The following is a 21,090-nucleotide window of genomic DNA, read 5'->3' as shown; positions in this document are numbered from 1 at the left end:
GTGGAGGCGCTGGAGTCCAGTCCCATGCGTCGGAGCCACGTGCTGGCCATCCGCACGCGTGGGTGGCACGTCACCCCCACCCGTTTCTTCACAGACAGAGTGAAGCCCTCCTCGCGGCGCGCGCGCCGCCGCGAAGCTCATTGTGCCGCTCACCCTGAATGCTTCCCTCGCGGTGCACCCATGCCGAAGGCCCCGTCAGCCGCTGTTTGGAAAACGACCCCACATTGCGCTTCGCCTCACGGGAAGCCGCGCAGTAATCTCTCGAACTCACTGTCTTGCTTGCGTTGACAGGTTCCGAGTTCCCACAAGCGCAGTCGAAGCGGATTTCCCACGAGGCGATCTTAAAAAAGCCTCTCCGGCCAGAGCCGTGGAACGCTCAAGAAGGAACTGCTCAAGCATCTGCGTTCCCGTCGGAAGATGACGCCTTCGAAAGCTGGCGACGACGGCTGGCCAGCAACGCGGCCCAATCCGTGAAGCGGTGTCGATTTGCGATTGGTCACCAGAGGTGGAGGACGGGGCGGTGTCGGGGCACTGGGAAGGGGATTTGCTGACTGGCGCGAACAACAGCCACATCGCCACGCTTGTCGAGCGACACGCTGGCTTCATGATGCTCATGAAGGTACTCGCCCAGGACAGCACCCGCGGCGTCCGTGCTCTGTCGCGATCAGTCCGCAAGTTGCCCCGAGAGCTGTGGCGCTTTCTGAAGTGGGACTGCGGAGTGGAGCTGGCAAAGTACCGAGAACTCGCGATGGCGACCGACTTCTCCATCTACTTCTGTGAGCCCCGGAAGCCTTGGTAGCGTGGAACGAACGAGAACACCAACCGGCTTCTTCGACAGTGCTTCCCGGATGGAACGGACGTTTCGACCTTCATTCAGAGGCAGTCGGACGCGGTGGCCCTCAGGGTGAATCGGCACCCCCGGAAGACCCTGGAGTTCGAGACCCCGTCCGCCAAGCTGCAGCAGGTGTTGCTTTGACCGATTGGGTGCACCATTAGGACGCAATTTCCTGCTCGCATCAAACACGAGGGAGGGGCTTGTCGCTCGTCACGTACACCGCGCGCTCGTCATGATGTGAGGTTTGACGCACCCATGATGCAGTGATTGAGTTGTTGATGGGAAAGCCCGGTTCTGCCTATAAGCAGTCGCTCGCCGTCGTTCCGCGTTGGCGATGCTTGGGGTTTCGTCTGCTATGGGTGGCTCGCATTTGCGAGCGCCCTTGTTTGATTTCTATTTACGGCAAATCAGAGTTTCTTCGACATGACTGACATTTCAACCTGCGCGCGCAGACGGACTTTGCTCCGTCTGCTCCTTTCCACCACTGCCCTGTTGACGGGTTGCGGCGCCTCCGAGCCTGCCGTCTCCACGATTGTCGACTCCGAAGCCGAGGCGGAGAGTCGTTGGGTCCCCGCTGATGCTCCCGAGGGAGTCACCTACCTGCGCATCGGAACAAACTCCGCTCCAAGTGAACTGAAGTACGCAGTGGTTGATGGTCTCGCCGTCTTCCAGGGAGACATCATCCTGGGCGCGGTCTCTGAACTCCCGAAAGGCCCGACGGAGGTGACCGCCCAGGGCGTGGCCATTACCGGTGCCGGATACCGCTGGCCCAGCGCGCTGGTGCCATTCACCATCGACGCGGGCCTGACGAATCAGGCCCGGGTGACCACCGCCATCCGACACTGGCAGGAACGGACCAACGTCCGGTTCATTCTGCGAGATGCCAGCAATGCGGCGCTCTTCCCGGATTTCGTCACGTTCCAGCCTGGCACCGGATGCAGCGCCCACGTTGGCAAGCAGGGAGGACAGCAGTTCATCACCCTGGCGACGGGTTGCAGCACTGGGAATACGATTCACGAGATTGGCCATGCCCTCGGCTTCTGGCACGAGCAAAGCCGTGAGGACCGCAACAGCTTCGTGACCATCAATCTGAGCAACGTCGAAGTGGGGCTGGAGCACAACTTCGGTCAGCACATCTCTGATGGCGATGACGTGGGGAGCTACGACTACAGCTCCATCATGCATTACGGCACCCACGCTTTCTCCCGCAATGGCCAGCCGACCATCGCGGTGCTGACCCCCGGAGCTACCATCGGGCAACGTAGTGGCCTGAGCGACGGGGACATCGCCGCTGCCCAGCAGCTATACCCGGTTCCTACCTATTCCGTGGGCAATCGCTTCTTCACGATGGACTACGACGGGGACGGCGACGACGACCTCGTCATCCGGGGCCCGGGCGGCGAGTTCTTCGCTTACCGCGCCAACGCGGGGACCTTTACCCTCGCGTTCGGAGATCTCATGACGACGGAACTGTCAGACCGTCATGGCTGGAACGAAGAGCACCGCTTCTTCGTCGCGGACTACGATGGGGACGGCGACGACGACCTCATCATCCGCAACGCGGGTGGAGAGTTCTCTGCCCTGCGCTCCGAGGGCACCCACTTCGTCAGCGCGGGTCCCCTCTTGATGGGCACGACCTACTCGGACGCAAACGGCTGGGGTACGGGCAACCGATTCTGGGTCATGGATTACGACGGGGACGGCGACGACGACCTCGTGGCGCGCCACCCGAGTGGGGAGTTCGTGGGACTTCGCTCGAACGGCACCACGCTCACGAGCGTTCCCGCCCTCGCAATCACCATGCTTTCTGATGCCAACAACTGGAACAGCGGACTGCGCTTCTTCGTGGCCGATTACGACGGCGACGGCGACGACGACCTCATCACCCGGAACGCTGACGGTGACTTCAACGCGCTGCGCTCGAACGGCACGCAGTTGGTCTGGACGTCTTTGCTTTACGGGAACACCGTGTTCTCAGACGCAAATGGATGGGTGCCCGGCAACCGCATCTATGCCGCCGACTACGACGGGGATGGCGACGACGACCTCGTATTGAGGCTCGCCGGTGGTGGGCTTCTCGCGCTGAACGCCAACGCGGGTGCTTTGTCCCTGGTGACCCTGCTCTCCAGCAGCTACATGACGGACGCGGACAACTGGAACGACGCCAACCGCTTCTTCGTTGCGGACGTGGACGGCGATGGCGACGATGACCTCATCGCTCGTGACTCCGACGGCGACTTCCATCTCGTGCGCTCCTCGGCCTCGGGATTGACGCTCCCAGGCATCGTCGCGAACACGACGTTCCGCGACCCCTGATGTCACATGCGCCGGCCCGGCGCACCTCCGGGCCGGCGCGGTCTCATGCTCCCTTTCCCAAAACAAAGGGACGCGGTCGGCCGCGCGCGGGAGCCCGTCATCTTGGAGCTTCCAGGTGCGCGATGCGCGCGTCCCTTGCGAGAAGGCCCGGTGCGCGGGGGCTCCGAGAGGAGCGTGTTCCAGAGGCGGCCGCCCGTCCTGTCGCGGTGTCCGTAGCGCCTTTCACCCTCCGGGCCAGGAGGGGCTCGAAAGTGTTCGGTGAAGGTCAGGGCCGCAGCGCCCGGGCCACCAGGGGCGCGAGCGTCACCACCTGGTGCTGGAACGGCAGTCCCTGGACGGGCTCCACGCTGTCGGTGCTCACCAGCCGGGTGAGCGGCAGGTTGCGCAGGCGCTCTGCGGCGGGGCCCACCAGCAGGGCGTGGGTCGTCACCACGGTGAAGTCCTCCGTGCAGCCCGCGTCGCGCAGCGTGCCCGCCGCGGCGACCAGGGTGCCGCCGGTGGACACCATGTCATCCACCAGAATCGGGCGGCGTCCTCGCACCTCGCCCATCAGCCCGCTGGCGTGGACCTCGTCCCCGCTCAGCCGCACCTTGTGAATCACCGCCCACGGCCGGTCCAGCAGCCGCGCCAGGGCCTCCGCGCGCTTCACCGCGCCCAGGTCCGGCGCCACCACCACGGAGGTGTCGGTGACGTGCTCGCGCAGCGCGTCCGCCAGCAGCGGCAGCGCGGTGAGGTGCTCCAGCGGCGCGCCGAAGCAGCCCTCCAGCGCGGGGCTGTGCAGGTCCACCACCAGCACGCGCGCGAAGCGGCCCTGTGACAGCAGGTCCGCCACCAGCCGGCCGCCCAGGGCCTCCCCGGGTCTGGCGCGCCGGTCCTGTCGCGCATAGCCCAGGTAGGGCACCACGGCTTCCAGGCGGGCGGCGCCCATGCGCCAGCACGCGTCCGCCATCAGCAGCAGCTCCAGCAGGTGCTCGCCCGCGGGCGGCGTCGTGGACTGCACCAGGATGACGGTGCGGCCTCGCACCCGCTCGGGGACCTCGACGTGCATCTCCCCATCGGGGAAGCGCTCGAAGTGGCAGTCAGCGGGCGCGACGCCCAGGGCTTGCCCGAGCGCGCGTCCCAGGTGGGGGCTCGCCGTGCCAACAAGGAGGACAGGGTCCATGGGCCGCACCCTAGCGCGCCTGCCCGTCGAACGGAGCGTCCCCGGCGGTCCCCCCGCGAGCATCCCTCCGGGACGGCCCCCGCCTGGCCCTCCGCCGCCAGCCGCGGGCCCCGTGACTTCCTTGTGGGGAGGAGGAAGGACGCAATGCGCTTTCGGGACCGAGCAGATGCGGGCCGCCGGCTGGCGGCGCGGCTGTTGCCCTACCGGGGCGGCGAGGTGCGCGTGCTGGGCCTGGCGCGAGGCGGGCTCCGCGTGGCGTACGAGGTGGCCCACGCGCTGGATGCGCCGCTGGACGTCTGGGTGTCGCGCCGCATGGACGTGCCGGGCCGGATGCCGGTGCTGGGCGCGGTGTCGGAAGGGGGCGGCATCTACCTGGACCCGGACGCGCTGAGGGACCTGGGCCTGTCGGAGGTGGAGGCCCGGAGCCGGGCGCGGGCGGAGGCTTCGGAAGTGGACACTCAGGTCCAGCGGCTGCGGGGCACCTCGGAGCCCTCGCTGAGCGGCGCCACGGTGCTGCTGGTGGATGACGGGCTGGTGTCGGGCGCCACGGCGGTGGCCGCGCTCCAGGTGCTGCGGCGGCGGCACCCGGCCCGGCTGGTGCTGGGCGTCCCCGTGGGCACCCCGCACGGGCTGGCCCGGGCGCGCCCGGAAGCGGACGCGGTGCACTGCCTGGAGGTGCTCCCCGCGATGCGCGACGCGTCGGAGGCCTACGACGACTTCCGGCCGCTGCCGGACGTGGAGCTGCGGCAGTTGCTCGTGCGCGCCCGGGAGCCCGCGCAGCCGCGCGAGCTCCTCGAGTCCACGGACCTGGGCGGCTTCTGGATGTGACGCGAGCGCAAGGAGGCATGGACGACATGTGGCAGGGAGGAAAGACGGACCCGGACCTCCGGGAGGTGCAGGTCCAGGTGGGCGACGTGGTGCTGGGGGGCAGCCTGGGCATCCCGGACGGGGCGGAAGGCCTGGTCCTCTTCGCCCATGGCAGCGGCAGCAGCCGCTTCAGTCCCCGCAACCGCGCGGTGGCGCGAGCGCTGCGCGCGCAGGGGCTGGCCACGCTGCTGTTCGACCTGCTGAGCGAAGCGGAGGAGGTGGAGGACGCGGGCACCGGGGAGCTGCGCTTCGACATCCCGTTCCTCGCCCGGCGGTTGGCGGCGGTGACGGAGTGGGCGCGGCGGCAGCCGGCGCTGGCCACGCTGCGCATGGGCTACTTCGGCTCCAGCACCGGCGCCGCGGCGGCGCTCGTGGCGGCGGCCCTGCATCCGGACCTCATCCACGCCGTCGTGTCACGCGGCGGGCGGCCCGACCTGGCCGGGCCGGTGCTGCCCCGCGTGCAGGCCCCCACGCTGCTGCTCGTCGGCGGGCAGGACGTGGGCGTGCTGGCGCTGAACGAGGCGTCGCTCGCGCGGATGGAAGGCCTGAAGGGCATCCAAATCATCCCGGGGGCCACGCACCTCTTCGAGGAGCCCGGCGCGCTGGAGCAGGTGGCCCGCCAGGCCGCCGCGTGGTTCCTCCGCTTCCTCGGCGGGGTTGGCGCGGAGGCGCGCGCGTGAGCCTGGCGTCGGGACACACCAACGAAGGAGGCGTCATGGAGACGGGGCAGGTGGCGGCGGCGCGCGAGGCGGTGCCTCGGTGGGAGCACCTCACCCGCGGCACGGAGCGCGTGGTGCGGGGGCGGGGGCGCTCGCTGGAGGAGGCCTTCGAGCAGGCCGCGGCGGCGTTGTGCGCGCTGGTGGTGGACCCCGCCTTGGTGGAGGTGCGCGAGGAGGTGGAGCTGGCGTGCGAGGCGACGGCGCCGGAGCGGCTGCTGGCGGACTGGCTGCGCGCCATCGTCCACAAGATGGCGGCGCGCCGCCTGTGCTTCCGGTGCTTCGCGGTGCGCATGGACGGCACGCGCCTCTTCGGCCATGCCTTTGGTGAGCCGTTGGACCGGGAACGCCACCCCTCCGCGCGAGACGTGCGGGGCGTGTCGCTGGTGGAAACGCGGGTATTCCAGGACGCGGATGGGCTGTGGACGGCTGAGTGCGAAGTGGAGCTGTGACGCAGGGGCGCCCGGGACGTGGCGCAATGAGCCCCCCGGGCGCGCGCGCGGGCTGGTAGGGTCCGCCGCATGAGTTCGCGTGAGCAGCGCTTCGTCTGGTTGGATTTGGAGATGACCGGGCTGGACCCGGAGACGTGTTCCATCATCGAGGTGGGCGTCATCATCACCGGTCCGGATTTGCGGCCCCTCGCGGAGATAGAGCGCGTCATCTGGCAGCCGGAGGAGGTGCTCCTGCGCATGGAGCCCGTCGTCCGGGAGATGCACACCCGCAACGGGCTCTTGGAGAAGATTCGTGCCTCCAGCACCTCGCTGCGCGTGGCGGAGCGGGACGTGATGGCGCTCGTCGCCGAGCACTGCGCCCTGGGCGAGGGCATCCTCGCCGGCAACTCCATCCACACCGACCGGCGCTTCCTGTTCCGCTACATGCCCATGCTGGAGCGCTATCTGCACTACCGCATGGTGGACGTGACGAGCCTCAAGGTGTTGACGCGCGCCTGGTACCCGAACCTGGTGGAGCCTCGCAAGGCGCCCAGCGGGCACACCGCCCTGGCGGACGTGCGCGCCAGCATCGCGGAGCTTCAGTACTACCGCGACACCCTCTTCCGCGGGACGCCAGCCTAGGCGTGAGGCTGGGGCTCGACGAGCAGCTCGGCGATGGTGTCGAGCAGCACGTCCAGCTCGAAGGGCTTGGCGAGGAAGCGCGCGCTGGAGCGGCGCTCCTCGTCGGAGATGCGGCCGGCGCTCATCACCACCACGGGGATGCCCTGCAGGCCGGCGTCCTCGCGCATGCGGCGCAGCATCTCCCGGCCGTCCATGACGGGCATCATCAAGTCCAGCAGCACCAGGTCCGGCTTCGCGTCCGCCATGCGGTGCAGGCCCTCGGCGCCGTTGAAGGCGGTGACGATGTCGTAGCCCTCCACGGACAGGATGTCCTGGAGCGCCTCGACGATGGCCAGCTCGTCGTCCACGATGAGCAGCCGCTTCATGCGCCACGCCCCCCACGCCGGGACGGCTTGCCGCGCCGGACCACCGGTTTGCTCCCTGCCTTGCGTTTCGGCTTCCGCGGCGGTGCCGCCTGGGACGGGGTCTGCCCGTTGAAGAGGGCCTCCGCGCTCTCGCTGTCCGCCGCGACCTCGATGCCCCGGGACGTCATGGAGAACAGTCGCTGGGCCGCGTCATGGTCGCTCTCCCGCGCCTTGAGCACGGAGAGCACGTGATAGTTCCGCGAGCGCAGCGCCACCAGCCGCAGCACCAGGACGTTGTCGACGAGCGCCTCCACGTTCAGCCGCGCGTCCGCCTCCGGCGCGGCGAGCGCGCGCGTCTGCTGGAGCAGCAGCGGGGTGACGCCCAGGTTGAGCAGTTCGTACATGAGGGCGGCGAGGAAGCGGGGCGTGCGCTCCGGGTCCGTGAGTTCCTGACAGAAGGACCCCAGTCCGTCCAGCACCAGCCGCTGGATGCCATGCTGTTTCACCCACCCGAACAGCTCTTCGGCCAGCGCGTCCGGCTGCGACTCCGCCGCCATGCGCGACACCAGGTGGACCCGGCCCGCGTCCACGTGCCCGCCCAGCGCCAGTCCCATCCGCTCCGCCTTGTTGACCAGCCGGGACGGCGTCTCCACGAAGCCGAGGTACAGCCCGGGCTCTTGCCGGCGTGCGCCCTCCATCAGGAAGTGCAGCCCCAGTTGTGTCTTGCCGCTGCCGGGTGGACCCGCCACCAGCGTGGACGAATCCCGCACCAGGCCGCCGGAGAGCATCTCATCCAGCGAGGGGACGCCGAAGGTGACCCGCGCGTCCGTCGCGAGCGTGCGCGCGGGCAGTCGCGTGTAGACGGCTTCGACGCGGGGATGGATGGACAGGCCGTCATGGGAGATATGGAAGCCGTGCTGGCCGGGGACCTGCGGACCGCCGCGGAACTTCGTCACTTCGACCAGGCGCACCGACTTCACGCCGACGCGCTCCTGGACCAGGGCGACGACGCCGTCCACCATGGTGTAGCGCGGGTCCGCCGGGCCACCGTGCTGCCCGGTGAGCAGCAACGTGGTGCAGCCCGCGAGCGCGTTGTGGACGCACAGGCCGTGGAGGAACTCCCGGAGGCGCAGCGGGTCCTCGGAGCGCTCCTCCATGGCCACCAGGCCGTCCACCACCAGCGCCGTGGCGCCGTGCTCGCGCACCGCGCGGAAGATGAGCTTGCCGAGTCCCGCCAGTCCTTCCGCCTTGAGGGCGGCGGAGCCGCTCTCGTAGTTCAGCGCGCGGCCGACCGCTTCCGGGTGGAAGAAGTTCATGCTCCGCAGGTGCTGCATCATCCGCGCGTGGGATTCACTCAGCACCGTGAGGTAGACGGCGCGCCCACCCTGGGCCACGGTGGCGAAGCAGAACTGGTTGCCGAGGATGGTCTTCCCCGTCCCCGGCGCCCCCGCGATGATGTACGTGCCCCCGCGAAAAAAGCCGCCGCGCAGGAGCGTGTCCAGCCCTGGCACGCCGCTGGAGACGCGCGCGTCGGGTTCGTCCGGCCGCTCAGCGGTGTCCGTCACACGATGCTCCTTCCGTCCTGGGCGCGAACCCTAGGCCAGCAAGGTGCCCACGCCACGCAATTGCGCGGCGTCTGTCCGGAACCGTGCGGTGGACGCGCGGCTCACCGCGTCTCTCGTGTGCCGGGTGTCACCAGCGCCGCCCTCAGGAGGTGCTTTTGCACCTTGCCCAACGCATTGCGCGGCAGCGCCTCCGTGAAGACGACCTGACGCGGCTTCTTGAAGCTGGCGAGCCGGTCCTTGCACCAGTCCACCAGGGCCTGGGACGCCGGCGGGGGCGCGTCCGGGTGAGGCACCACGACGGCCACCACCTGCTCGCCCAGGTCCGCGTCCGGCAGGCCCAGCACCGCGACCTCGGCGACGCCCGGGTGCAGGGCGAGCACCTCCTCCACCTCGCGCGGGTACACGTTGAAGCCGCCGCTGATGATGAGCTCGCGGGCCCGCCCGGTGATGCGCAGGTATCCGTCCGCGTCCACCTCCCCCAGGTCGCCCGTGCGGAACCACCCGTCCGCGTCGAAGGACTCGGCGGTGGCGTCCTGGCGGCGCCAGTACCCGGCGAAGACGTGAGGGCCTCGCACCTCGATTTCGCCCGTCTCACCGCGCGGCAGCGGCTGGCGCGTGCGCACGTCCACCACGCGCGCCTCCTGGCCGGGGTAGGGGAAGCCCACCGTGCCGGGGCGGCGCTCGCCGTCGTAGGGGTTGGTGGTGTTCATGACGGTCTCCGTCATCCCGTAGCGCTCCAGGATGCGGGCACCGAACGCCGCTTCGACGTCCGCGAAGAGCTGGGGGCTGAGCGGCGCCGAGCCGGACACCCACAGGCGCAGCGCGCGCGGCTTCACGCGTGACGCGCGGGCCTCCTCCAGCAGGCGGCTGTACAGGGTGGGCACGCCGAAGAACATCGTGAGCGAGGCGTCGTCCCGCAGTGCGGCCAGTGCCTCGGCGGCGTTGAAGCGGCGGCGCAGGTCCACGCTGGCGCCGGTGAACAACGTGCCGTGCAGGCCCACCATCAGGCCGTGGGTGTGGAACAGCGGCAGGGTGAGCAGCAGCCTGTCTTTCTCCGTCCAGCGCCACGCCTCGGTGACGGCCCGCACGTTGGCCAGCAGGTTGCGGTGCAGCAGCATGGCGCCCTTGGAGCGGCCGGTGGTGCCGGAGGTGTAGCCCAGCACCGCCAGGTCCTCCGGACGCGGCATCGCCAGCGGCGCGGTGGCCAAGGTGCCCTCCGCGAGCAGCGCGTCGAAGGGAACCCCCGTGAGTGACTCGGGCAGCGCGGGGGTGGGGCGCTCCACGGTGACGAGCCACTGGAGCGAGGGCAGCTGGGCCCGCAGCGGCACCAGCTCGGCGGCGCCCGCCGCGCCGGTGACGCAGCCGCAGACCTCCGCGTCGGACAGGATGTGGGCCAGCTCCACCTGCCGGTAGGCGGTGTTGACCAGCACCACCACGCCGCCCGCGGCCTGCACGCCCAGGTAGGCGATGGCGAAGCGGGCGCTGTTCTCCAGGAAGAGCGCCACCCGCTCACCGGCCTGGAGCCCGCGCTGCTTGAGGCCCCGAGCGAAGGCCGTGACGTGCGTGGCGAGCTGTCCGTAGGTGAAGCGCTCCTGCTCGAACGTCAGCAGGGGCCGCTCGGGCGCGCGGTGTGCGTGGTCCAGGAACACTTCGAGAAGGGAGGCCGACATGGGCGCGCACCTTAGCCCTGGCGCCTCCAGGGGCCTCCACCCCCTTCCCGCGGCTGTCCGCTTCTGGGACGGCCCTTTCCGCAAGTGGGCACGCGCTTCGGGCGGCGCACCCTGGCCCTGAGCAATTCCAGGGGCTTGGCGCGGAGCGTGGCCTTGGCATGAGCCTCGCTCTGGGCAGGGGCGTGGACATTCCCAAAGCCAAGAAGCCGCGTCGCAAGCCCTGGGTGCTCGCCATCGGTGGAGCCTGCGCGCTCCTGGTGGTGACGGTGGGCCTGTCGCGGCTGCGCCCCGCGGCGCCCACGGTGGAGCGGGCCTCGGTGTGGTTGGACACGGTGAAGCGCGGGCCCATGGTGCGCCAGGTGAAGGGCGCGGGCACGCTGGTGCCGGAGTACATCCGCTGGCTCACCGCGGACACGGCGGGCCGGGTGGAGCGCATCCACGTGCGGCCCGGGGCCACGGTGACGGCGGACACGCTGTTGATGGAGCTGTCGAACCCGGACGTGCAGCTCCAGGCCCTGGAGGCCGAGCGCCAGCTGGCCAGCGTGGAGGCCGACCTCATCCAGGTGCGCATGGAGCTGGAGACGCAGCGGCTGGCCCAGGAGGCCATGGTGGCGGCGCTCATCAGCGAGTCCGCCGATGCGACGCGCCGCGCCGAGGCCAACGAGGTCCTCCACCGGCAGGCGCACATCGGCGAGCTGGAGGTGCGGCAGACGCGCGACAAGGCCGCCGAGCTGAAGCGCCGGCTGGCGCTGGAGGAGAAGAAGCTCCAGGTCGTGGCCTCCAGCATGAAGGAGCAGCTCTCCGCGCAGCAGGGACAGGTGGAGCGCCTGAAGGCGGTGGCCCGCTTCCGCCGCGCGCAGGTGGAGTCGATGAAGGTGCTCGCGGGCGAGGACGGCGTGCTCCAGGACCTGCCGCTGGAGCTGGGGCAGTGGGTGACGCCGGGCGTGCTGCTGGCGAAGGTGGTGAAGCCGGAGCGGCTGAAGGCGGAGCTGCGCATCGCGGAGACGCAGGCGCGCGACATCCAGCCTGGGCTGAAGGCGTTGGTGGACACCCGCAACGGCGTGGTGGAAGGCCAGGTGGCGCGGGTGGCGCCCGCGGCGAGCCAGGGCACGGTGCGCGTGGAGGTGTCGCTGCCCGCGGAGCTGCCCCGCGGCGCGCGGCCGGATTTGACGGTGGAGGGCACGGTGGAGCTGGAGCGGCTGGGCGACGTGCTGTCCGTGGGGCGCCCGGCTGGCGCGCAGCCGGGCGCCACCATGGCCCTCTTCCGGTTGATGCCGGACAGTGATGAAGCCATCCGCGTGCCGGTGCAGCTGGGCCGGGGCTCGGTGAACGCGGTAGAGGTGCTGCAGGGCCTTCAAGAAGGTGACCAGGTGGTGCTGTCGGACATGGCCGCGTGGGACGCGGTCGAGCGGGTGAGGCTGCGATGATGACGAACGACACGAAGACGGCTGCTTCCACGGAAGGCGCGGCGGCGCAGGAGGGCGCGAGCGTGGAGCCCGGCAAGGGGCTCATCCACCTGGACGGGCTGACCAAGGTCTTCGAGACCGAGGACGTGGAGACGCACGCGCTCTCCAACATCCACCTCAACGTGCGCAAGGGGGAGTGGGTGGCGATTGTCGGCCCGTCGGGTTCGGGCAAGTCCACCTTGCTGGCGGTGCTGGGGCTGCTGGACACGGCGACGCGCGGGGCCTACCTGCTGGACGGGCGCAGCGTGTTGGACCTGTCCGCGACGGACCGGGCGCTGGTGCGCAACCGGCACATCGGCTTCATCTTCCAGAGCTTCAACCTCATCGGCGACCTGACGGTGTTCGAGAACGTGGAGCTGCCGCTGACGTACCGGGGCATGCCCGCCGCCGAGCGCAAGCAGCGGGTGGAGGGCGCGCTGGAGAAGGTGGGCATGGCGCACCGGGCCCGTCACATGCCGGGGCAGCTCTCCGGCGGTCAGCAGCAGCGCGTGGCGGTGGCGCGCGCGGTGGCCGGCGACCCGCTCATCCTCCTGGCGGACGAGCCCACGGGCAACCTGGACTCGAAGAACGGCGAGGCGGTGATGCAACTCCTCTCCGAGCTGCACAAGGGCGGCGCCACCATCTGCATGGTGACGCACGACCCGGCGCACGCGCGCGTGGCCACGCGCACGGTGAGCCTCTTCGACGGCCGCGTCGTCCAGGACGAGCAGCGCCGCTGAGGCCGGGCCGGGCCGCCTCCACCGCGCCGCCCGGCGCTCGGGCGGTGGGTCGCGGGGCGCGGGGCGCCTGAGAGACTCCCGCGCGACCGCCGCCGGTGGTTTCTGGCACATTCCCCCCCCATGGGTGTCCCCCGTGTCTGAATCCGCCCCCGCCGTCCCGAATGCCCCCAGTGCCGCCGGGCGGCCTCCGTGTGTCCTGGTCGCAGATGACCAGGCGGACGTCCTGGAAGCCCTCCGCCTGCTCCTCAAGCGTGACGGGCTCACCGTCGTCACCTCGCAGTCGCCCGCTGGCGCGCTCGCCACGCTGGAGTCCGAGGACGTGGACCTGGTCCTGATGGACCTGAACTACGCGCGCGACACCACCTCCGGGAAGGAGGGCATCGACCTGCTGGGCCGCATCCGCGCGCAGGACGCGTCCCTGCCGGTGGTGGTGATGACGGCGTGGGGCAGCGTGGAGGGCGCGGTGGAGGCCATGCGCGCCGGTGCTCGCGACTATGTGCAGAAGCCCTGGGACAACACGCGCCTGCTGGCCACGCTGCGCACCCAGTTGGAGCTGCGCCGGGCGCTGAAGCGCAGCCGCCGGCTGGAGGAGGAGAACCAGCACCTGCGCCGGGGGCAGGGCGCTCAGCTCGCCCTGGTGTCCGAGTCCCGGTCCATGCAGCCGGTGCGGCGGCTCATCGACCGGGTGGCGCCGTCCGGCGCCAACGTGCTGGTGACGGGCGAGCACGGCACGGGCAAGGAGGTGGTGGCGCGGCTGATTCACGCGGCCTCCACGCGTTCGGAGCGGACCTTCGTCGCCGTCAACTCCGGTGGCCTGTCCGAGGGTGTCTTCGAGAGCGAGCTGTTCGGCCACGTGAAGGGCGCCTTCACGGACGCGAAGACGGACCGCATCGGCTGCTTCGAGCTGGCGGATGGCGGCACGCTCTTCCTGGACGAGATTGGCAACATGCCGCTGTCGCAGCAGGCCAAGCTGCTGCGCGTGCTCCAGACGGGCGAACTGCACCCGGTGGGCTCGTCGAAGACGCGGCGGGTGGACGTGCGCGTGGTGAGCGCCACCAACGTGGACCTGTCGCGAGCGGTGACGGAGGGGCGCTTCCGGGAGGACTTGCTGTACCGCCTCAACACGGTGGAGGTGCAGTTGCCGCCCCTGCGTGAGCGGCGCGAGGACATCCCGCTGCTCGCCGCGCACTTCCTGGCCGAACTGGGCCGGCGCTACGGAAGGCCCGACGTCCGGCTGTCCCCGGAGGCGCTGGAGGCCCTGCTGTCCTATGCGTGGCCGGGCAACGTGCGCGAACTGGAGCACGCGGTGGAGCGCGCGATGCTGATGGCGTCGGGCGACGAGGTGACGCAGGAGGACCTGCTGCTCAAGCGGGCCGGCCGCGAGGGCCTGGCGCGCCTGGAGGAGATGACGTTGGAGGAGGTGGAGCGCTACCTCATCGAGCGGGCGCTGGCGCGGCACGAAGGCAACGTGAGCGAGGCGGCGAAGGGGCTGGGGTTGTCGCGCAGCGCGCTGTACCGGCGGCTCCAGTACTACGGCATCAAGGGCGCTCGGTGAGCGAGGAGCGCCGGCGACCGCCCCATGACCTGCGGGTGCTCGGGCTCGCGTGGCTCGCGGGCCTGCCGGGCTCGGTGGCCGCGCTCGTGCTGGTGTGGCTGGGGGACTTCTCCACCGAGGTGCAGTGGACGCTGACGTCCCTGGTGGTGGGCACCTTCCTGGGCGTGGGCCTGCTGGTGCGCGAACGGGTGACGCGGCCGCTGCACACGGTGGCCAACCTGCTGGCCGCGCTGCGCGAAGGGGACTACTCCGTGCGCGGCCGGGGCGCGCGGGCGGGGGACGCGCTGGGCGAGGTGCTGCTGGAGGTGAACGCGCTGGGGGCTACCCTGCGCGAGCAGCGGCTGGGCGTGCTGGAGGCGGGCGCGCTCCTGGCGCAGGTGATGGAGGAGATTGACGTCGGCGTGCTGGCCTTCGACGGGGCGGGCACGCTGCGGCTGGTGAACCGCGCGGGCGAGCGGCTGCTGGGCGCGTCACGCTCGCAGATGGTGGGCAAGGGCGCCGGAGCGCTGGGCCTGACGGACCTGCTGGAGGGCGCCGTGCCTCGCAGGCTGACGCGCTCGTTCGCGGAAGAGGGCGGCCCCTACGAGCTGCGGCGAGGCTCCTTCCGGCAGGGCGGCCTGCCACACCAGCTGGTGGTGCTCGCGGACCTGCGGCTGGCGTTGCGTGAGCAGGAGCGCGAGGCCTGGCAACGGTTGGTGCGGGTGCTGAGCCACGAAATCAACAACTCGCTGGCGCCCATCGGCTCCATCGCGGAGGCGCTGCGCGACACGTTGCTCATGGCGCCGCGTCCCTCCGACTGGGAGGAGGACGCGAAGAGCGGGCTGGGCATCGTCGCCCGCCGCTCCCAGTCCCTGGCGCGCTTCATGTCCGCCTACGCCAGCCTCGCGCGGCTGCCGCCTCCGACGCTGGGTGCCGTGGAGGTGGACGCGTGGGTGCGCCGGGCGGTCGCGCTGGAGAAGCGCCGGAAGGTGGGCGTGCGCGCGGGCCCCGGCCTGGTGCTGCGGGGCGACGTGGACCAACTGGAGCAGCTGCTCATCAACCTGGTGCGCAACGCGGTGGACGCGGTGTTGTCCGTGCCGGAGGGCGCGGGGGACGTCTGGGTGTCCTGGGCCGTGCTGTCGCCGGGCGCGGTGGAGGTCTGGGTGGAGGACGAGGGCCCCGGCATGACGGACACCGGCAACCTCTTCGTGCCCTTCTTCACCACCAAGCCCCAGGGCAGCGGCATCGGCCTGGCGCTCAGCCGGCAGATTGCCGAAGCCCACGGGGGCAGCCTGCGCCTGGAGAACCGCCCCGAGGGCAAGGGCTGCCGCGCGCGCTTGAGGCTGCCTCAGGGCGCGTGAGCCTCAGGCCACCTGCGCGCGCGCCGTCGCGGGAGGCGCGTCGTACTCGGGCGTGAGGTCCACCACGTCGATGGTGAGCAGGTGGTAGACGATGCAGTTGCTCACCCAGAAGAACAGCGCGCTGTAGTGGACGTAGACGAGCGGTGAGCCGGGCCACACCTGGAGCGGATGGTTGAAGACGTTGGCCGCGACGTAGCCGCCCACCCACTCGCCCACCCAGCACACCGCGGCGCCAATGGCCAACCGCGGCCAGACCTTCACGCGGCGCGGGTAGAACCAGAAGAAGTGCAGGCTCCACAAGAGCGCCACGCAGCCGGCCCACAGGATGAGGCTCCCGAAGGAGAACCAGTGGTACGGCGACTTGGGGAACACCCAGCCCCAGTCCCCATTCATCCACCGCCAGGCCACGTTCTGCGCCAGCTCCATGAACCAGAAGAGCGGGGCGACGTAGAGCACCTGCGTCAGCAGGACGCGCAGGAAGGTGCCGGAGTTCTGCCAGGTCAGCCTCGCGGGCCGGGCGAGCGAAGTCATGAGGTCCCCTGCGGCGGCGATGGGTGGTCCGGTGCCGCGTCACCAGTCAGTACGTGATGAGTCCCATTTCTTGGGAGAAGGGTGGCGACAGGTGGTTGCGCGGAGGCGCCAGAGTCCCGGCGGGAGCCGTCGTTGAAACAGCCATTTCCAGGAAGGTCAGCAAGAAAGGTGGGTTCACACCCGTTGGCCTGGGACGGGAAGGGCCCCAGAATCCGCCGGATGATTCCCACCCCCCGCCTGTATCACCGACCTGGCCCGCCGCCCGCGCTGCTCCTGGCGCTGCTGTGCACCGTGGGCGCCGGCGCCCGCGCGGAAGTCCCCATCCAGCGCTCCTTTCTGCGCCTGCCTTCGTCCAACGGGCATGGCGCGGTGATGCTGGACGTGGAGCAGCGCAAGGTGACGCACTTTCGCGAGCACCTGTTCGCCACCGAGGAGCCCGTCATCGACGCGGCGGGCAATGACGTCTTCGAGAATGGCCATCCGAAGGTGATTCACTCCCGCGACCTGCTCTTCGACGCGTTCTTCGGGCTGCGCTCCGGGGGCACGCAGCGCTGGCTCAGCACGCAGGAGGCGGACCGGGACGCCAGCGGCTACGCGGCGTGGGCGCCGGAGAAGACGGGCGGCACGGGGCTGGGCGCGCTGGTGCAGCGGGTGGGGACGCTGGAGGCGACGACGTTCGTCTTCGCGCCGCGGGGCCTGCCGCACGCGTCCTTCGTCATGGCGCTGCGCGTGCGCAACACCGGCGCGGCGGCCGTCACTGGCGTGAGCGCCTTCTCGCTCCACAACTTCCACCTGGGCTTCGGCCGGCCGGGGGTGATGGCGGACCTGGAGGAGAATGGCGAGACGGTGGAGCTGAGCGGCGACGACTTCGTGGAGAAGGGCTTCGCGGGCGTGCTGGTGGCGCGGCCGTTGGGCGCGGTGGCGCGGAAGGCGGCGTGGCTGTCGGCGACGACGGGCGCGCAGAACGCCTACACGGTGGTGAATGGTGGCGGCGGGCAGGACCTGCGGGACTTCACGGCACAGCCCTCGGCGGGCACGGGCTGGGCGACGGCGTACCAGTTCAACCTGGGGGACATCCCGGCGGGCGCGGAGCGGTGGGTGGGCGTGGCCTTCGCGCACCACGGTGACCCCGCGTCCGGGGCCACCGTGCGGCAGTGGCTGACGGAGTACGCGGGCGCGTCCGGCGCCCAGGCGCTGGTGGACGCGGAGGTGGCGCGGTGGGCGGCGTTCCAGGCGGACACGGTGAAGGTGCCGGCGGGCATGTCGGCGGACGAGGAGTCGCTGCTGCGGCACTCTGCGGTGGTGCTGCACATGGCGCAGGTGCGCTCGCGCGACGTGTACCTGCGCGAATCGCTGTCCCGGGATGGCGAGCCGCGCCGCACGCGCTTCAAGGCGCCCGACGGGACGACGGCGACGCTGCCGGGCACAGTGCGCCACGCGGGCTACGGCGCGGTGCTGGCGAGCCTGCCGCCTGGGCAATGGACGTATGCGTGGATTCGGGACGGGGCCTACGCGGCGGCGGCCATGGCCACGCTGGGGATGCAGGCGGATGCCCGTGACGCGCTGGCCTACTACCTCAGCGCGGACAGTGGCCGCTTCCAGCACTGGCGTGAGCTGGAGCCGTACTCGATGCCGCCGTACATCATCACCCTCACGCGCTACCACGGCTTCGGCGTGGAGGAGACGGACTTCAACGAGGCGGGGCCGAACCTCGAGTTCGACGGCTTCGGGCTCTTCCTCTGGGCGCTGCGCCACTACGAGCGGACGACGGGCGACACCACGCTGGTGGACCAGACCTGGCCCACGGTGTCCACGAAGGTGGGGGACGCGCTGGTGGCGCTCATCGACCCGGTGACGGGGCTCATCCGTCCGGACTCGTCCATCTGGGAGACGCACTGGAACGGGCGGCAGCGCTCCTGGACGTACACCAGCCTCACGGCGGCGCGCGGCCTGTGTGACGCGGCGGAGCTGGCGCGGCGGGTGGGGGACACGGAGCGCGCGCAGCGCTACCGGCAGGCGGGCGAGTCCTTGCGCCGGGCGATGGCGGAGCAACTGACGGACAGCACGTTCGCGCTGGCGTCGAACCTGGAGGAGCTGAAGACGGGCCGGGGCTACTGGGACGCGGCGGTGTTCGACGCGTTCGCCTTCGAGCTGTTCGACCCGGCGGGGAAGATTGCCCAGGCCACGTACCGTGGACTGGACCTGCGCCTGTCCTCACCGGCGGGGGCGGGCTGGCAGCGCAATGATGACCGGTATGACCACCCGGGTGGCTCGGACATGAGCCCCTGGGGCGGCGAGTACGACAGCGCGGAGTGGGTCATCGTCAGCCTGCGCGGCGCGGTGGCCAGGCGCATGGGCGGCGATGTGGCGCGTGCCGACCGCGTGCTGAAGTGGGTGACGGACCAGTCGCTGAAGAACTACCTGGCCGTGGCGGAGACGTATGACGAGCTGAACGGCACGTACAAGTACAACACGCCCATGGCGGGCTTCGGCGCGGGCGCCTATGCGCTGGCGCTGGACCACCGCGCGGCCGGAGTGAATGACCCGGCGTGTGGCGCGTACTTCGACGAGAGCACGCTGACGAAGCAGCCGGACGCGGGCACGGGCACGCCGGACGCGGGCACGCAGCAGCCGGACGCGGGGCCGCAGACGCCCGACGCGGGCACGGCGCCGGATGAGGGTGGAGGCGTGGGGGGTGGCGGTGGCGGCTGCAACGCGACGGGGCCGGGCGCGGTGGCGCTGTGGGTGGTGCTGGCCTTCGCGGGCCTGGCCGTGGCGCTGCGTCGTCGCGGAGCCTGAGTGCGGGCGGCGGGCGGACCGCCGCGCGCTGTCGCGGGTATTGGCCTTCGCGGGGCTGGGCGTGGCGCGGCGCCGTCGCGGAGCTTGAGCGGGGAGCGGTTCTCCGGGCGCGTTACAGCGCACCGGCGAACTTCGCGGCGATGGGCGCGGCGACGCGCCCGCCCACGCCACCGCCTTCCACCAGGACGGCGAAGCCCACGCCCTTGCGAAACCCGATGAACCACGCGTGCGTGGGCAGGGGCGCCACGGTGCCGAACTCGGCGGTGCCTGTCTTGCCGCCGAGCCCGGGAACCTGCCTGCCCGCCTTCCCGGAGCCCTCCGTCACGACGGCGCGCATCAGCGCGGAGAGAGGGGCCCGGACGCCATCTGAGAGCGGGCTGCTCGGACCGCCGTCCAGTCCCTCCACGAGGTAGGGCGCGCGCCACTCGCCGGACTCCGCCGCCGCGGCGACCGAGGCCATGTGCAGGGGCGTCGCGAGCACCCGTCCCTGGCCGATGGCGGCGGCCGCCAGCTCAATGGCATCGGCGGGCGCGGGGAACGAGGCCCCGGCGGAAGTCAGGCCGGGGAAGTAGGGCACATCGAAGCCGAAGCGGCGAGCCGCGGCGCCCAGCGCGTCACCGCCGAGCCCCGTCGCGAGCGTCACGAACGCGGTGTTGCACGAGTGGGCGAACACCTGTCGCAGCGTGGTGTCGCCCAGGGACTCGCCTTCGAAGTTCCGGAAGGGCTTGGTGCGCACCATCGTCATGGGCGGGCACGCGACAGGGGAGTCCACCCGCATGCCTCGGGCGAGCAGCGCCTCCGTGGTGACGACCTTGAATGTGGACCCGGGCGGATAGCGGCCGGTGAGGGCGCGGTGCAGTGGCTGCGAGAGCGGCCGGCTGGCGACGGCGAGGATGGCCCCCGTGCCGCTGTCCACGGCGACGAGGGCCGCGGGGTGTGTCACGCCGTCGAGCGCGGCCTCCGCGGCGGCCTGGACCTCGCGGCGCAGCGTGGTGGACAAGGGCGCGCCCGGCTCACCCTCGAAGTGGAAGAGGACCTGCGTCTTGCCCCAGGGGCGCATGAGCAGGACGTCGCCGGAGGGGCTGCCCGCGAGTTGGACCTCATAGGCCCGCTCCAGGCCGGAGAGGCCCACGAGGTCTCCGGGCAGATAGGTGGGCCCCATCTGGGGAAGCAGCTCGGCCGTCACCTCGCCGATGCGGCCCAGGGTGTGGGCGGCGAAGCCGTCCTCTGGGGTGCGGATGCTCTTGCGGCGGAAGAAGATGCCGGGCACGGGGGCCAGCGCCGGGCGCACCTGTTGGTAGCGCTCGGGCGGCAGGTCGATGATGGGCACGAAGCGGCTCGTCGACGTGTCCGCCGCGCTCATCGCCGCGTCGAACCGCGCGGTGCTCACGCCGACCTGGGCCTGGAGCGCCGCCGCCACGTCCGAGCGGCTCCGGACGCGGGTGGGGTCGACGCCGATGGTGATGACCTCGCCTTGCAGGGTGAGGGGTGTCCCCCGCGCGTCGAGGATGTCGGCCCGCTGCGGGGCGGTGCGGGTGCGGGAGAACAGGTCACCCTCGCGGGCTTCTGGGTGCAGCGTGGCGGGAGTCCACTGGACGCGCCAGTGGCCTTGGTGCCGGACGAAGCGCAGCGCGCCCTCCAGCTCCCATTCCCCGAGCCCGCGCAGCAGATGCACGGCGCGGTAGGTGGCCACCCGGGCGTCGCCATCGCGCTGGAAGGGCCCGAGCTCGAACTGGGAGGAGACGATGCGCAGCCCGTCGCGGAACTGCTGGTGCATCACCTCGAAGTACGCGGGCGGGTTGACGGCGGCGCGCCGCATGGCGGCGATGTCTCCCTCGGCCCATGCGTGCAGATAGGCCTCGGCCTCGGCGACCGGGCCGGTGACGGCGGGTTCGGGGACGGGCAAAGGGGCAGGGGCCGCCGGCCTGGACGCGCAGGCCGCCAGGAACGCGGCCATCAGGGCCAGGACTCCAACCTTCCACGCTCGCCAGGACACGGGCGGAACTCTGTTGCGCACGAGCGCGGAGGGGTCAAGGAATCCGCCGCCGAGGGCACACGGAGTGCGGCCAGGGTGTGGCGGTCAACGGACTGCGCGACCGTGGACGGCGTCCCCGGCCCTGGAGCGTCCACCG

16 protein-coding genes and 1 pseudogene are annotated in these 21,090 nt (G+C 71.0%); 11 read left to right on the top strand and 6 right to left on the bottom strand.

From position 1 onward, the window contains the following. Positions 1-296 precede the first annotated feature (296 nt). Together KGD87_RS37085 and KGD87_RS24965 are read left to right on the top strand one after the other, a co-directional pair. A pseudogene (locus tag KGD87_RS37085) lies at positions 297-976 on the top strand (IS30 family transposase); the annotation flags it as partial. A gap of 282 nt (positions 977-1,258) precedes the next feature. Then, positions 1,259-3,151 carry a M12 family metallopeptidase gene (locus KGD87_RS24965; RefSeq protein ID WP_284663115.1) on the top strand — a complete coding sequence of 631 codons (1,893 nt, stop codon included), beginning with the start codon at positions 1,259-1,261 and terminating at the stop codon, positions 3,149-3,151. A 265-nt stretch (positions 3,152-3,416) separates the two neighbouring features. On the opposite strand, the gene KGD87_RS24960 is transcribed toward KGD87_RS24965, so the two are convergent. Next, on the bottom strand, positions 3,417-4,322 hold the full coding sequence (locus KGD87_RS24960; RefSeq protein ID WP_284663113.1) for a ribose-phosphate diphosphokinase: 906 nt from the start codon (positions 4,320-4,322) through the stop codon (positions 3,417-3,419). Positions 4,323-4,457: 135 nt separating this feature from the next. On the opposite strand from KGD87_RS24960, the gene KGD87_RS24955 reads away from it, so the two are divergent. The 4 genes from KGD87_RS24955 (at position 4,458) to orn (ending at position 6,969) form a co-directional block, all read left to right on the top strand. Next, positions 4,458-5,141, top strand: a complete 684-nt coding sequence (locus KGD87_RS24955; RefSeq protein ID WP_284663111.1) for a phosphoribosyltransferase — start codon at positions 4,458-4,460, stop codon at positions 5,139-5,141. 26 nt (positions 5,142-5,167) lie between these two features. Beyond that, positions 5,168-5,860, top strand: a complete 693-nt coding sequence (locus KGD87_RS24950) for a dienelactone hydrolase family protein (protein WP_284668691.1) — start codon at positions 5,168-5,170, stop codon at positions 5,858-5,860. Beyond that, positions 5,857-6,348 (top strand): archease, encoded by a 492-nt coding sequence (locus KGD87_RS24945; protein ID WP_284663110.1) that lies wholly within the window; start codon positions 5,857-5,859, stop codon positions 6,346-6,348. The genes KGD87_RS24950 and KGD87_RS24945 overlap by 4 nt, the downstream gene beginning before the upstream one ends. A gap of 69 nt (positions 6,349-6,417) precedes the next feature. Continuing rightward, positions 6,418-6,969 carry an oligoribonuclease gene (gene orn / locus KGD87_RS24940; protein WP_163783984.1) on the top strand — a complete coding sequence of 184 codons (552 nt, stop codon included), beginning with the start codon at positions 6,418-6,420 and terminating at the stop codon, positions 6,967-6,969. Here orn and KGD87_RS24935 read toward each other — a convergent pair. The 3 genes from KGD87_RS24935 to KGD87_RS24925 all read right to left on the bottom strand — a co-directional run bounded on the left by KGD87_RS24935 (position 6,966) and on the right by KGD87_RS24925 (position 10,548). After that, on the bottom strand, positions 6,966-7,334 hold the full coding sequence (locus KGD87_RS24935) for a response regulator (protein WP_284663109.1): 369 nt from the start codon (positions 7,332-7,334) through the stop codon (positions 6,966-6,968). The genes orn and KGD87_RS24935 overlap by 4 nt on opposite strands. Continuing rightward, entirely contained in the window at positions 7,331-8,878 is a 1,548-nt protein-coding gene (locus tag KGD87_RS24930; RefSeq protein ID WP_284663108.1) for an RAD55 family ATPase, read from the bottom strand. The genes KGD87_RS24935 and KGD87_RS24930 overlap by 4 nt, the downstream gene beginning before the upstream one ends. 101 nt (positions 8,879-8,979) lie before the next feature. Then, on the bottom strand, positions 8,980-10,548 hold the full coding sequence (locus KGD87_RS24925; RefSeq protein WP_284663107.1) for an AMP-binding protein: 1,569 nt from the start codon (positions 10,546-10,548) through the stop codon (positions 8,980-8,982). A 182-nt stretch (positions 10,549-10,730) separates the two neighbouring features. Here KGD87_RS24925 and KGD87_RS24920 point away from each other — a divergent pair, with 182 nt between their 5' ends. The 4 genes from KGD87_RS24920 to KGD87_RS24905 all read left to right on the top strand — a co-directional run bounded on the left by KGD87_RS24920 (position 10,731) and on the right by KGD87_RS24905 (position 15,628). Continuing rightward, the gene (locus KGD87_RS24920; RefSeq protein WP_350102600.1) at positions 10,731-11,975 is read left to right on the top strand and encodes an HlyD family secretion protein; all 1,245 of its coding nucleotides are present in this window, start codon (positions 10,731-10,733) and stop codon (positions 11,973-11,975) included. Beyond that, positions 11,972-12,733 carry an ABC transporter ATP-binding protein gene (locus KGD87_RS24915; RefSeq protein ID WP_284663105.1) on the top strand — a complete coding sequence of 254 codons (762 nt, stop codon included), beginning with the start codon at positions 11,972-11,974 and terminating at the stop codon, positions 12,731-12,733. The genes KGD87_RS24920 and KGD87_RS24915 overlap by 4 nt, the downstream gene beginning before the upstream one ends. 133 nt (positions 12,734-12,866) lie before the next feature. Further along, positions 12,867-14,288: a sigma-54-dependent transcriptional regulator gene (locus tag KGD87_RS24910; RefSeq protein ID WP_284663104.1), complete on the top strand. Its 1,422-nt coding sequence runs from the start codon at positions 12,867-12,869 to the stop codon at positions 14,286-14,288. Next, positions 14,285-15,628: a sensor histidine kinase gene (locus KGD87_RS24905; protein WP_284663102.1), complete on the top strand. Its 1,344-nt coding sequence runs from the start codon at positions 14,285-14,287 to the stop codon at positions 15,626-15,628. Before KGD87_RS24910 ends, KGD87_RS24905 begins: the two co-directional genes overlap by 4 nt. A gap of 3 nt (positions 15,629-15,631) precedes the next feature. Here KGD87_RS24905 and KGD87_RS24900 read toward each other — a convergent pair whose 3' ends face one another. Further along, entirely contained in the window at positions 15,632-16,159 is a 528-nt protein-coding gene (locus tag KGD87_RS24900; protein ID WP_284663100.1) for a hypothetical protein, read from the bottom strand. A 219-nt stretch (positions 16,160-16,378) separates the two neighbouring features. On the opposite strand from KGD87_RS24900, the gene KGD87_RS24895 reads away from it, so the two are divergent. Continuing rightward, positions 16,379-18,958, top strand: coding sequence for a glycoside hydrolase family 15 protein (locus tag KGD87_RS24895; protein ID WP_284663099.1), 2,580 nt, complete (start codon positions 16,379-16,381; stop codon positions 18,956-18,958). A gap of 112 nt (positions 18,959-19,070) precedes the next feature. Here KGD87_RS24895 and KGD87_RS24890 read toward each other — a convergent pair whose 3' ends face one another. After that, positions 19,071-20,915, bottom strand: coding sequence for a penicillin-binding transpeptidase domain-containing protein (locus KGD87_RS24890; RefSeq protein ID WP_284663097.1), 1,845 nt, complete (start codon positions 20,913-20,915; stop codon positions 19,071-19,073). Positions 20,916-21,090 lie beyond the last annotated feature (175 nt).

Source organism: Myxococcus sp. SDU36 (assembly GCF_030168875.1).
Lineage (GTDB): Bacteria > Myxococcota > Myxococcia > Myxococcales > Myxococcaceae > Myxococcus > Myxococcus vastator.
This window is presented reverse-complemented; position numbering and strand designations above follow the sequence as displayed.

What these genes read in the sequence shown, in the direction of transcription:
- KGD87_RS24965 (WP_284663115.1), top strand. Translation starts at nt 1,259, where the DNA reads ATGACTGACATTTCAACCTGCGCGCGCAGACGGACTTTGCTCCGTCTG.
- KGD87_RS24955 (WP_284663111.1), top strand. Translation starts at nt 4,458, where the DNA reads ATGCGCTTTCGGGACCGAGCAGATGCGGGCCGCCGGCTGGCGGCGCGG.
- KGD87_RS24950 (WP_284668691.1), top strand. Translation starts at nt 5,168, where the DNA reads ATGTGGCAGGGAGGAAAGACGGACCCGGACCTCCGGGAGGTGCAGGTC.
- orn (WP_163783984.1), top strand. Translation starts at nt 6,418, where the DNA reads ATGAGTTCGCGTGAGCAGCGCTTCGTCTGGTTGGATTTGGAGATGACC.
- KGD87_RS24935 (WP_284663109.1), bottom strand. Translation starts at nt 7,334, where the DNA reads ATGAAGCGGCTGCTCATCGTGGACGACGAGCTGGCCATCGTCGAGGCG.
- KGD87_RS24925 (WP_284663107.1), bottom strand. Translation starts at nt 10,548, where the DNA reads ATGTCGGCCTCCCTTCTCGAAGTGTTCCTGGACCACGCACACCGCGCG.
- KGD87_RS24915 (WP_284663105.1), top strand. Translation starts at nt 11,972, where the DNA reads ATGATGACGAACGACACGAAGACGGCTGCTTCCACGGAAGGCGCGGCG.
- KGD87_RS24900 (WP_284663100.1), bottom strand. Translation starts at nt 16,159, where the DNA reads ATGACTTCGCTCGCCCGGCCCGCGAGGCTGACCTGGCAGAACTCCGGC.
- KGD87_RS24895 (WP_284663099.1), top strand. Translation starts at nt 16,379, where the DNA reads ATGATTCCCACCCCCCGCCTGTATCACCGACCTGGCCCGCCGCCCGCG.
- KGD87_RS24890 (WP_284663097.1), bottom strand. Translation starts at nt 20,915, where the DNA reads ATGGCCGCGTTCCTGGCGGCCTGCGCGTCCAGGCCGGCGGCCCCTGCC.